This window comes from Mucilaginibacter sp. (assembly GCF_025362475.1).
Lineage (GTDB): Bacteria > Bacteroidota > Bacteroidia > Sphingobacteriales > Sphingobacteriaceae > Mucilaginibacter.
On the sequence record NZ_JANYGH010000053.1, the window covers coordinates 23,272 to 35,868 of the forward strand.

Below are 12,597 nucleotides of genomic sequence, written 5' to 3' on the forward strand. Positions count from 1 at the left end.
TATCAGACGATCAAAATGATAACAACCGGCGACAACGGCCAGAAAAACGAGTTTCAGATGACCAAAACAACCCGGATTGTCGTTGGGTGTTTTATAGCATTTGCAATGGCTTTACCCCTTGGCTTAGCTTTGTTAGCAAACCTTACTAGGGGGCCCAGTGGTGTAGAGGCGCTTTCGATTGAAGCTTCAATCGAAATTTTAAATGGTAAAGTAGATTCCATTTACAGAGATAATCGGAACCATAATGTTGAAATGCTTGTGTTATCCAATGGGCAACTATACAAAGTTTGGTCGGAATGGGAGGGGAAAATAGAATTAGGGGATTCTTTATCAAAAAAAGCAGGCGTTTTTATATTAGAAGTGCATAAAAAAAGTGGGGCGAAAGTTATATTAAATTATAAAGACATCTTTAAAGATTTTAAGTAGCTATTTTATGTATGAATGGCGATAGTTCGATGGATATTGAATCAACAAGGAAAGCCTAAACTAAAACTTATTGGTATAACAATGGTATAAGTTTTCTAATTAAAGCACTTACTAATTTATCCTGTTCATTCTTTAATTCTGAAAATTCTGATTCAGACAATTCCTTTGTGATAGCAGATCAACCTTATGAACCCCTCTGTACAGCTTAGAGAATGCTTTGTACCTCGAATGACGATTTTTAAAGCCTACTACTGCCAAAACTTAACATTAATTTAACATTAACACTCTTGTATTTAACATTGAGATAACATTAAGGAAATACATTTGCAGAATTAAACTCCTGTAATGATGTATAAAGTGTTTATTAATATTGTTTTAGTGTTTGTTTTGTTAACGGTGTGTTCAATTACTGTTAAGGCACAGGATTCCAAATTGGGTACCTGGGGTATTGCCACCGTAGTTTTACCTGGCGATAGCAGCCATAAATGGGGTGGATATTCAGAACTGCAAATCCGTACCAACGGTGCATTTACCCAATTCCAGTATTACGAGGCTAAGGCTGGTGTAAGTTATGACCTGGACAGAAACTTTACCGCATTATTAGGTACCGGTACTTACCATACTTATGATTATACAGATTTAGGTAAAGGCCCTACTACAAACGAGTTTCGGTTATGGGAGCAAATGACCGTTAACCAATTTCTTTATCGCTTTAAATTCGAACATCGTTACCGTGTAGAGCAACGCTGGGTAAATGGTGATTTCCGAAACCGTTTCAGGTACAGGTTAAACCTGTTTATCCCTTTAAATAATACCAAAATTGTAGCCAAAACACTATTTATATCTGTTTTTGATGAGGTGTTTTTTAATAACAAAGCCCCCAATTTTGAGCGTAACCGTGTATCAGCAGCTTTAGGTTATCAGTTTGATAAAAAATGGATAGTACAGGCAGGTTGGATAAACCAGCACAATTATACGCTTACGCAAAGTAGCGGTAAAAATAATATTATGTTAATGTTAATGTATCGCATTGGTCGCAAAAATGCGGTTGAGCAAGAGCATGTTCCTACAACAACAGATTAAGAATTATAACAAATACGAAATTTCCATTGTGATTTCTTGTTTTTGCTATTAACTTAGCCGCCGGTTTACAAATTACAAATATCTGACAATAAAGAAATGAGCTTAATAATTGACGTACACGCCCGCCAGATTTTAGATTCGCGCGGTAACCCTACTATCGAAGTAGAAGTATTAACTGAGAATGGTGCATTCGGTCGCGCCGCGGTACCTTCAGGTGCATCAACCGGTATACACGAGGCTGTTGAACTTCGCGATGATGATAAAACAAAATACATGGGTAAAGGCGTGTTAAAGGCCGTTGCCAACGTAAATGACATTTTAGCTCCTGAATTAAAAGGTATTGATGTTTTTGACCAAAACACCATTGATGCGTTAATGATTGAGATTGATGGCACCGAAAACAAAGGTAAAATTGGCGCTAACGCTATATTAGGTGTTTCTTTAGCAGTTGCAAAAGCAGCAGCACAGGAAAGCCGCCAGCCTTTATACCGCTACATTGGTGGTGTAAATGCAAACACATTGCCTATCCCGATGATGAATATCGTTAACGGTGGTTCACACTCTGATGCTCCTATCGCTTTCCAGGAATTTATGATCATGCCGGTTGGCGCGCCATCTTTTTCTGAAGCATTACGTTGGGGTACCGAAGTATTCCACAATCTGAAAAAGATCCTTCACGATCGTGGCTTATCTACAGCTGTAGGTGACGAAGGTGGTTTTGCTCCAACTTTTGACAGCACTGAAGATGGTGTTGAAACTATTTTAAAAGCTATTGAAAAAGCTGGTTACAAAGCTGGCGAAGATATTTTTATCGCGTTTGACTGTGCTGCTTCTGAGTTTTACAAAGATGGCAAATACGATTACACTAAGTTTGAAGGCGAAAAAGGTGCTATCCGCACCAGCGCTCAGCAAGCTGATTACCTTGCAGAACTTGTAGCTAAATACCCTGTTATTTCGATAGAAGACGGTATGGCTGAGGATGATTGGGATGGCTGGAAAATTTTAACCGAAAAGCTTGGTAAAACTGTGCAGCTGGTAGGTGATGATTTATTTGTTACCAACACCAAACGTTTACAACGCGGTATTAACGAAGATACAGCAAACTCTATATTGGTTAAAGTAAACCAGATTGGTTCGTTAACCGAAACCATTAACGCGGTAACTTTGGCGCAAACTAATGGCTATACCTCTGTAATGAGTCACCGTTCTGGCGAAACTGAAGATGCAACCATTGCTGATTTAGCTGTAGCATTAAATTGCGGTCAGATCAAAACCGGTTCGGCTTCACGTTCAGACAGGATCGCTAAATACAACCAATTGCTTCGTATTGAAGAAGAATTAGGCAGCAATGCAAAATTCATTGGTAAAGATTTTAAATTCTACAAAAAATAATTTAACCTTATTAAAGAGCCATCTGCATAAAACAGATGGCTCTTTTTTATTTAAACCTATATATCAACCACAGTATTTTCGGTTGATAATTAAAGTAACTCCTGTTACGTTATATACTAATACCAGTAATTGAATTTTGATGAATAAGAAAAGGATTTCGCGCGGATTGGGTTTATTGTTGCTTTTAGCTTTCGTTATTGGTTTTGACAGGGTTACAAAAATATATGTTAGGGATCATATCCATTTTTCTATCGTGATCACCGTTATAAAGGATTTTTTAACCATTACCAGGGTTGAAAATACCGGCGCGTTTTTAAGCCTGGGTACTTCTCTTCAAAACCCATGGCGCTTTATAATTCTCAACCTTTTACCGGCGATAGCACTTGTTTGGGGTTTACTTTATGTATTAATTAAACCTAATCTGCACTTGCTCAACCAGGTTGGTATTATAACCATTTTGGCTGGTGGTATGGGCAACCTGTATGACAGGGCTGTTTACGGAAGCGTAACCGATTTTGTACATATGAATTTCGGCATTTTTGAAACAGGCATATTTAACATAGCCGATGTAGCCATCATGATTGGTGTAGGCATATTACTGTTAAACGCTTATTTACGTGAGCGTGATGAGAAGAAACAGGCTTCGGACGAGAAACCGGTTACGGTTTAAGTATCTATTCCCCTTTGCACATCTGGAAGCTGAGGTTACATACCCAAACAGCTTCCTGAACCTGCATATTTGCACAGCCAATATTATCTAAGATTAAAACTGTATCTTTGCAGAAATTTAATGCCTTAATTAAAACATGAGGACATTAGCAATCTATAATATTACCAGCACATCTGCACATCTGAAATTTGCACATCTGCACATTTAAAGAATCATGTCATTCGAAAATTTAAAATTGATTGAGCCTCTCCTCAAGGCCTTAAAAACTGAGGGATATACAACCCCAACTCCAATACAAGCGCAAGCTATTCCTATTGTACTAAACCATCGCGACCTGTTGGGATGCGCGCAAACAGGTACCGGTAAAACGGCTGCATTTGCACTACCTACCTTACAGTTGTTGTACGAGGATAGGATGGCTCATAAAGAGCAAAAAACCATCAAGGCTTTGGTTTTAACACCAACCCGTGAGCTGGCCATACAAATTGCCGAAAGCTTTACTGCTTACGGTAAAAATACCGGACTGAAAAACCTGGTTATATTTGGTGGTGTATCACAAAATCCACAGGTTGATGCCTTACGTCGTGGTGTTGATATATTGATAGCAACTCCGGGCCGTTTGTTGGATTTAATGAACCAACGCTTTGTACACCTTGAGCACGTTAAAATGCTGATATTGGATGAAGCCGACCGTATGTTGGATATGGGTTTTGTAAATGATGTAAAAAAGATCATTGCCAAAGTTCCTTCAAAAAGACAAACGCTGTTTTTCTCGGCTACAATGCCTAATGAGATCCAGTCTTTGGCTAATACTATATTAACTAATCCGGAAAAGGTTGAGGTTACACCGGTTTCATCAACTGCCGATACCATACAACAGTCATTATTTTACGTACAGAAAAACGACAAAAAATCATTGTTGGTCCATATATTAAAAGACAAAGAAATTAAAACCGCGTTGGTTTTTACCCGTACCAAACATGGTGCCGATAAAGTGGTAAAAGATCTTGTGCGGGTTGGTATAACCGCCGAAGCTATTCACGGTAACAAATCACAAAACGCGCGTCAGCGGGCGTTAACCAACTTTAAAAACCGTACTACACGTGTACTAATAGCTACAGATATTGCCGCCCGCGGTATTGATATTGACGAGCTTACCCACGTTATTAACTACGAGTTACCAAACATTCCAGAAACTTATGTGCATCGTATTGGCCGTACCGGCCGCGCGGGTGCAAATGGCATAGCACTATCTTTTTGCGATGAAGAAGAGATCCTGTTTTTAAGGGATATTCATAAACTTATAGCTAAAGAAATTCCTGTTGAAGAAGAGCATCCATACCCTATGAGCCCTGTAGCCATGACAGCAACCTTAATGGCTGGTCAATCCAAAAAAGGATCGGGCAGCTTTAAACGCGACAGCGGCCGGGGCGGAAGTGGACGTAAACCATCAGGTGGCGGCGGCAGGCCGGCCGGTGGCGGAAGTCGCTCAGGTGGCAACGGTATGAGTGGTGCAAGCCGTTCTTCGGGCAGGAGGTAAGTTATTGAGTTATTGGTTGATTAGGTTAAGTTGTTAGTTTTTTAGACTTAAATAGCCCAATCAACCAATAATTTGTTCAGCTGCCCGCTACTGAGCTTAAAAAATTTGTTTCCTTCAGAAAAAATAAATAGCTTTAAATGAAAATCATAGAGCTCATATCAATGCAACGCCTCATAAGCCTTTTTAAGAATAAATTCTTTTTGGTTACGTTGGCTTTTTTAGTGTGGATGATATTTTTTGATAAGAACGATTTGTTCTCGCAGTATGAGTATCGCCACCAGGTAACTAAACTAAAGCAGGAACGAGATTTTTATAAAGCAGAAACCGACCAGGTAACCAAGGAACTAAACGAGCTTAGCTCGAATCCACAGCAACTGGAAAAATTCGCCCGGGAAAAATATCTCATGAAAAAAGATAATGAGGATGTTTACCTGGTAGTACCGGAGAAAACGGAGAAGTAGAATCAAGAGTTTAGAGTCAAGATATAAGATAGCGATAGGTTTAGACCTGTCGCTTTTTTTGTGATAAAATATTTTGTGATAAAATATGAGGAGCAGGGGCCCGTGCGATTCCCTCCCAACGGGAGGGTGCAGGGAGGGGTTTCTGCAACATTAAAGCAAACGCTATTATTTTAATAAATCCAGGTTAAAATCCTTAGGTAATTTAATAGAAAGATCACTCCTGATAATTTCAATTACTTTACTCTCAAGAGTTCTTAATACATTAAACATATCGTTTTTCATTTCGGATTCTGTAAAACGTAAAAACTGTATTCCAAAGCTTTCTAATTTTTGCTGTCTTATTTCATCTTTGGCAAATGCCTCTTCATTGTTGTGCGACATGCCATCAATTTCAATAGCCAGCATTAAATCCTTACAGTAAAAGTCAATTATATAATTGTCGATAAAGCGTTGGCGATCGAAATCGAATCCTAATAGTTTATCATTTTTTAATTCATTCCACAATAATAGCTCGCCATCAGTCATGTTTTTACGAAGCTTGCGAGCCTGGGCTTTTAAAATTGGGTTGTATGGAATGATCTTTTTAGCCATGGTAGTGCTGTTTTATGCCGCTTTAAGAAACCCCTCCCTGCACCCTCCCGTTGGGAGGGAATCGCACAGGCTCGCGCTTTTGAATAGCTATTTCTTGTTGTTTTTAGCTTCTAATTTCTTGATTCCTGACTCTAACCTCTTGATTCTAACTTAAACCTCTCCTTCACGCTTCCTTAAAAACCACTCAGCACTTAGTAATAGAAGTATCAGCACAAATAACCATTTTACATCAATAATGTCGGCATAATGTTTGTCTTCATACACAACAGTTTTGATATTGTCATTCTTGCGGATTAGGTCTGCAAGCTGATTTATTTGAGAAGGTTGCAGCATTTGGCCTCCACTTTGTTTGGCAAGCGCGTTGAGCAGTTGATGATTGGCGGCGCTTTGGCGGGTTTCCAGGTTAAGGGCCTTTACAGTTAGCTGTCCGCTGGCTTTAAATAGGTTTTTGCCGTTTTGGGTTGATGCATTGTAAGTGTATTCGCCAACAGGTAAGGTGCCAGCATCAAGTTGGTAGCTTTGCCCGCTGCGGCTAAACAGGAAGCTATAATTTTTGCTTGTTCCGCTTTTTAGGTCGATTTTAACATCGGGGGTGTTGATGAGTTCGAGGGCATCATTATAAAGTTCGGCGTTAAGGATTACATTTTCGCCTTCATCAAATATAGTACGTGCCGGGTAAGCCCTAAAGCGCTGGCGGTTGGCGTTGGCGGTTAGGTATTGTACGGTTTGGCTCAACAGCTCATCTGTAGCATTGCGGTTGCCATAGTTTTGATATTCGGCTAATTGCCAGCGCCAGATGCCTTCACCGCTGAGCACAGCTGTGCGCCTGCCTGCTTCATCTCCAAATGCAAGTAATGGATAGGTGGTAGTAACAGCGCCAATTTTTTGTCGCAGCAAAATATTTGTTCCTGTTGATGTTCCGTAACTGCCAAAGGGTGCCAGTAGCGGCGGTAGTGTGGCAATCTTTTTACGGGACGAATCGGATAGGGTAAAGGCTGTAAAACCAGCTTCGGGCAGGGCATAAACTTCTTGCGTTTCACTTCGGCCCGCGCTTATTTTTACTACATTTTGTTGGGCATTAAAAGCCGGCAGGTTACTTTGCGAACCTATGATGTACCAAACAGGTATTTTGCTTTTGGCGATGAAGTTTTTTACCGGTTCAATATTACCTGCGTTTACCTGGTAAAGGATTATTAAACTATAATCTGCCAGTTTAACGCCTGCCATATCTGGTAGCGGCACAGTTTTTACTTCAAAGTTTTTGTTGGTTTCTATAGCTTGTTTAATAACAGTGATATCCGGGTGGGCACTTTGGTAAAGCGCCAATACCTTTTGCCGGGCATCCAACACATCTACATAAACAATTTCGGTATTGTTTTGGGTAGATAGCTCGTTTTTAACAGGGGCTATGCTGATGGTAAATTTTCTTAACCCTTTCTTATCTGCAGTTAATTTTATGGGGACAAGCTTTTTAAAATCAGCACCGGTTACTGGAATGGTTTGAGCGAAAACCTGTTTGCCATCTTCATTAACAGTTAGGCGCATGTTTTCGCCTTTGCTTTGATAGGCTGCCGTTAAAATCTCCACTTCAAAATCGTTGCCTAAAAAAGCGGTTTTGTTATAGTTTACATTGTCTATCAACAAATCGCGTTTGGCGGTGGTATCGCCCAGTGCAATGGTATAGATGCTGGTCTTGATGTTTTTGGCCTCGTATTGCGGATCGTCTCCCTGGTTATATACGCCATCGGTAGCCAAAACTAAAGCGCCTATGTTTTGATTTACAAATTTGTTATTCAGCTGGCGCAGGGCATTGGCAATATCGGTTTGTTTACCATTGAATTTATTGGAGAGGCCATTGTTCAGGTCTTTATCAAAATTAAATTCCTGTACATCGTATTTGTCACCAAGCTCCTGTTTCAATTTAGCCAAATCGGCAACGAATTTATCAGAATTGAAGCCGGGAGCTTTAAATGTGTTGATGGATGAGGAATTATCCTGCGCAACTAATACCAATGGTTTCTGCGGATCGTATTTTGTCGACTTCACTAATGGCGAAACCAACAGCATCGCGACAAAAAATACCACCACTGCCCGGATAGCCGAAAGCCCGTATCTGAAATACTTGCCCAGGTTAACCGGTTGCCGGTAAAGTAACCATGCGTACAGTGCCCCCAATACCAAACAGGCAGGCACCCACCATCCTGAAACCGAACCCCATGTTAGTGAAAATTGCATATAAGTTTACGTAGTACGCAATACGTTTTACGTTCACCTGCAAAATGCGAAATTATTGTGAAATGATTGGAATTAGTTTTAAGGTAGCAGGTATTAAACAAGTAAGGCAAGCTTTTCGCTTGCCTTACTTGTTTAATATAAGTCGTGCCGAACTTGTTTCGGCATCCCACATGCTAAGTGTAACGCATGCAGCTTACCTGTCCTGTGGGGTCCCGAAACAAGTTCGGGATGACTTCGGTGTTGTTTTTAACTTAATTACTACAACATTCCACCATCAACAGGGATAACTTGCCCGGTGATGTAGGTTGCCATATCTGATGCCAGGAAAACACATGCGTTGGCTACATCTTCAGCTTCGCCGGCGCGTTTAAGCGGGATTGCTGCTGCCCAGCCTTCAACAACTTTAGGGTCCAGTACTTCGGTCATTTCGGTTTTAATGAAACCCGGCGCAACCACATTGGTACGTATGTTACGTGAACCTAATTCTTTAGCCATTGATTTGGAGAAACCGATGATGCCCGCTTTTGAAGCTGCATAATTGGCTTGGCCTGCATTGCCCTGTACCCCTACAACCGAGCTCATGTTGATGAACACACCATTGCGGTTCTTCATCATGATTTTGGAGGCTGCTTTGGTAACGTTGAAGATAGATTTAAGGTTCACGTTTAAAACATCATCCCAGGCCTCTTCGGTCATGCGCATTAGCAAACCATCTTTGGTTATACCGGCGTTGTTTACTACAATATGGAGGGTGCCAAAATCGGCTATAATGTCTGAGATCAACTTTTCGGCTTCATCAAATTTGGAAGCATCAGAGCGGTAACCCTTTACCTGTGTGCCAAAACTTTGCAGTTCCTGCTCAAGCGCCTGGCCTTTTTCTACAGATGATAAATAGGTAAAAGCTACGTTGGCGCCGTGTTCGGCAAACTTTTCGGCTATTTTACGGCCTATTCCTTTTGATGCACCGGTGATAAGTGCGGTTTTTCCTTCTAATAATTTCATTTATGTACTATTTCGGGCGGTGAAGTTAGTTAATTATTGTGAAAAGTCCGAAAGTTGGAAAGTCCGGGAGTCGGAAAGTTTGAATTGGATAAAAGGAATTGCTGCAAGGTTTCATTGAAATTTATGCGATCGTAAAGCTTAAAAATTAGCCAGTACTTAATGTTGACTATCAAAAGATTGCTTCAAAAAAGCAGGAGAAAAAAACTTTCGATCTTTTCTGACTTTCGGTCTTTTCTGACTCTCCGACTAATAAAAAATATCACTACCTTTGCGGCTCAAAAAATCACTGTAAATGAGCCAGTCTGTTCAAATAAAAAATGCTTTAATTTCTGTTTACTACAAAGATAATTTAGAGCCTATAATCCACGAGTTAAATCGCCTTGGTGTTAATATATATTCAACCGGTGGTACCGAAACTTTTATACGCAATTTAGGCGTTAATGTAATACCTGTTGAAGATCTTACTTCATATCCATCTATATTGGGCGGTCGTGTTAAAACCTTGCATCCTAAGGTGTTTGGTGGTATTCTGGCGCGCAGAAGCTTTGATAGCGACCAACAGCAACTGGCCGAATTTGAGATCCCGGAAATTGACCTGGTGATTGTTGACCTGTATCCTTTTGAAGAAACCGTACAATCTGGCGCGGGTGCCGAAGATGTGATCGAAAAGATTGATATCGGTGGTATTTCCCTGATCAGGGCAGGTGCCAAAAATTTTAAAGATGTGGTGATCGTTGCATCAAAAGATGACTACGGTACGCTTGAAGATATTCTGAAAACACAGGATGGCGTTACCACTATTGATCAGCGCAAATTATTTGCCCATAAAGCATTCAATATTACTTCACATTATGATACTGCCATTTTTCAGTATTTTAACCAGGAAGAACCTTTGCCTGTTTTTAAACAAAGCATTCAAAAAAGCCAGACTTTGCGTTATGGCGAAAATCCGCATCAAAAAGGTGTTTTTTATGGTAACCTTGATGCCATGTTCAATAAGCTGCATGGTAAAGAATTATCATACAACAACCTGGTAGATGTTGACGCCGCGGTTGCTTTGATCGACGAGTTCACTGGCGAGCCAACCATCGCTATATTAAAACATACCAATGCCTGCGGTATTGCTTCCCGCTCATTTATTAAAGAAGCCTGGATAGATGCTTTGGCATGTGACCCAGTTTCGGCTTTTGGTGGTGTTATTATCGCTAATGACGAGATTGACGCGGCTACAGCTACCGAGATCAGCAAGATATTTTACGAAGTACTGATTGCCCCGGCTTATACAGATGAGGCGGTACAAATACTACAGGAGAAAAAGAACCGGATCATCCTGGTTCGTCAGCCTGTTGAATTACCTGCCAAGCAGTTTAAAACTTTACTGAACGGTGTTATTGAGCAGGATAAGGATGCTGTTATTGAAGGTCCGGCTCAAATGAACCCGGTTACCAACAGGAAACCAACCGAGCAGGAAATGAAAGACCTGTACTTTGCCAACAAAGTGGTAAAACATACCAAATCAAACACTATTGTGTTTGCTAAAAATAACCAGCTGATGTCAAGCGGTGTTGGTCAAACATCGCGGGTTGATTCATTAAGGCAGGCGGTTATTAAGGCGCACAGCTTTGGTTTTGATTTGAATGGTGCTGTAATGGCGTCTGATGCATTTTTCCCGTTCCCTGATTGTGTGGAACTGGCTGCGGAGGCAGGTATCACGGCGGTATTGCAACCGGGAGGATCAATAAACGACAAGCTATCAATAGCCATGTGCGATGAAAAAAACATCTCCATGGTTACCACGGGAGTACGTCATTTTAAACATTAATTTCATAAACACGAATTGCACTAATTATTTCGAATTTCACGAATTAATAAGGCAAGAATTACATTAATTAAAACGTATTTTCACAAGAGGATATTTACACGAACTGCAGGGGTAAAAAGTAACAAATAAAAGGGGTGGGGATACGAATAAGGGAATTTTTGAGTTATTATAACCAACCTGCATTAATTCGTGAAAATTGTGTAGGCAACGCAAGGATTCGTGAAATTCGTGCCCTTATATTATTTAACTTTGCAGATTATTTCAAGGAAACATTAGATGGGTTTATTTAACTTTTTTACACAAGAAATTGCTATAGATTTAGGTACCGCAAATACCCTCATTATACATAATGACAAAGTTGTTGTTGATGAACCGTCTATCGTTGCATTCGACAGAACTACCAATAAAGTTATCGCCATTGGTCGGCAGGCCATGCAAATGGAAGGTAAAACACATGATAATATCCGTACCGTTCGCCCGCTTAAAGATGGTGTAATAGCCGACTTTAACGCCGCCGAGCATATGATACGCGGGATGATCAAAATGATTAACCAGGGTAAAGGCTGGTTCTTCCCTTCATTACGTATGGTAATCTGTATTCCATCGGGTATTACCGAGGTAGAGAAACGTGCTGTGCGCGATTCGGCCGAGATTGCCGGTGCTAAGGAGGTTTATCTTATTCATGAGCCAATGGCTGCTGCGGTAGGTATTGGTATTGATGTGGAAGAGCCAATGGGTAACATGATCATCGATATTGGTGGTGGTACTACCGAGATCGCGGTTATCGCTTTATCAGGTATTGTTTGCGATCAGTCTATCCGCGTAGCGGGTGATAACTTCGATTCTGACATCGTTCAATATATTCGCCGTCAGCATAACATCATGATTGGTGATCGTACTGCCGAGAAAATCAAGATTGAAGTTGGCGCCGCATTGCCTGAACTTGCAGATCCACCGGCTGATTTTGCTGTACAGGGGCGCGATTTAATGACCGGGGTACCAAAGCAGATCATGGTATCATATACCGAAATTGCACATTGTCTTGATAAATCGATTTCAAAGATCGAGGAAGCGATATTAAAAGCATTGGAAATTACCCCGCCAGAACTTTCGGCGGATATTTATCAAACCGGTATTTATTTAACCGGTGGTGGTGCCCTATTGCGCGGACTTGATAAACGTGTGGCAGCCAAAACAAAGCTGCCGGTTCACGTAGCCGAAGATCCGCTGCGCGCCGTAGTACGCGGAACCGGAACCGCCCTTAAAAACATAGGTAATTTTAAATTTTTAATGCAATAGTTTTTAGAGTCAGGAATCAAGAGTCAGGAACCAAGACAACCGCGTTTGTTTTTTGTCTTGAATCTTGATTCTTAGT

At 40.8% G+C, this 12,597-nt stretch carries 11 protein-coding genes; 8 read left to right on the forward strand and 3 right to left on the reverse strand.

Features of this window, described 5'->3' with window-relative positions; all coding sequences use genetic code 11:
* The first annotated feature begins 57 nt into the window (after window positions 1–57).
* The 6 genes from Q0R88_RS17130 to Q0R88_RS17155 all read left to right on the forward strand — a co-directional run bounded on the left by Q0R88_RS17130 (window position 58) and on the right by Q0R88_RS17155 (window position 5,572).
* Entirely contained in the window at window positions 58–426 is a 369-nt protein-coding gene (locus Q0R88_RS17130) for a hypothetical protein (protein ID WP_295718387.1), read from the forward strand.
* A 345-nt stretch (window positions 427–771) separates the two neighbouring features.
* Window positions 772–1,509, forward strand: coding sequence for a DUF2490 domain-containing protein (locus Q0R88_RS17135; RefSeq protein WP_295718389.1), 738 nt, complete (start codon window positions 772–774; stop codon window positions 1,507–1,509).
* A 96-nt stretch (window positions 1,510–1,605) separates the two neighbouring features.
* A complete protein-coding gene (gene eno / locus Q0R88_RS17140; protein WP_295718391.1) occupies window positions 1,606–2,901 on the forward strand; it encodes a phosphopyruvate hydratase in 1,296 nt (431 codons plus the stop codon).
* Window positions 2,902–3,040: 139 nt separating this feature from the next.
* Window positions 3,041–3,571, forward strand: coding sequence for a signal peptidase II (lspA, locus tag Q0R88_RS17145; RefSeq protein WP_295718393.1), 531 nt, complete (start codon window positions 3,041–3,043; stop codon window positions 3,569–3,571).
* Between the two features lie 214 nt (window positions 3,572–3,785).
* Window positions 3,786–5,111: a DEAD/DEAH box helicase gene (locus tag Q0R88_RS17150; RefSeq protein ID WP_295718395.1), complete on the forward strand. Its 1,326-nt coding sequence runs from the start codon at window positions 3,786–3,788 to the stop codon at window positions 5,109–5,111.
* Between the two features lie 137 nt (window positions 5,112–5,248).
* Window positions 5,249–5,572: a septum formation initiator family protein gene (locus tag Q0R88_RS17155; protein ID WP_295718398.1), complete on the forward strand. Its 324-nt coding sequence runs from the start codon at window positions 5,249–5,251 to the stop codon at window positions 5,570–5,572.
* A 165-nt stretch (window positions 5,573–5,737) separates the two neighbouring features.
* On the opposite strand, the gene Q0R88_RS17160 is transcribed toward Q0R88_RS17155, so the two are convergent.
* From Q0R88_RS17160 to fabG, 3 genes are all read right to left on the reverse strand, one after another.
* Window positions 5,738–6,163 carry an endonuclease domain-containing protein gene (locus tag Q0R88_RS17160; protein WP_295718399.1) on the reverse strand — a complete coding sequence of 142 codons (426 nt, stop codon included), beginning with the start codon at window positions 6,161–6,163 and terminating at the stop codon, window positions 5,738–5,740.
* A gap of 150 nt (window positions 6,164–6,313) precedes the next feature.
* Entirely contained in the window at window positions 6,314–8,398 is a 2,085-nt protein-coding gene (locus Q0R88_RS17165; protein ID WP_295718401.1) for a hypothetical protein, read from the reverse strand.
* A 258-nt stretch (window positions 8,399–8,656) separates the two neighbouring features.
* The gene (gene fabG / locus Q0R88_RS17170; protein ID WP_295718403.1) at window positions 8,657–9,400 is read right to left on the reverse strand and encodes a 3-oxoacyl-[acyl-carrier-protein] reductase; all 744 of its coding nucleotides are present in this window, start codon (window positions 9,398–9,400) and stop codon (window positions 8,657–8,659) included.
* A 292-nt stretch (window positions 9,401–9,692) separates the two neighbouring features.
* Between fabG and purH the strand changes: the two genes are divergently transcribed.
* Both purH and Q0R88_RS17180 read left to right on the forward strand, forming a co-directional pair.
* Entirely contained in the window at window positions 9,693–11,222 is a 1,530-nt protein-coding gene (gene purH, locus Q0R88_RS17175) for a bifunctional phosphoribosylaminoimidazolecarboxamide formyltransferase/IMP cyclohydrolase (RefSeq protein WP_295718405.1), read from the forward strand.
* A 276-nt stretch (window positions 11,223–11,498) separates the two neighbouring features.
* The gene (locus Q0R88_RS17180; protein WP_090651245.1) at window positions 11,499–12,521 is read left to right on the forward strand and encodes a rod shape-determining protein; all 1,023 of its coding nucleotides are present in this window, start codon (window positions 11,499–11,501) and stop codon (window positions 12,519–12,521) included.
* Window positions 12,522–12,597: the final 76 nt, after the last annotated feature.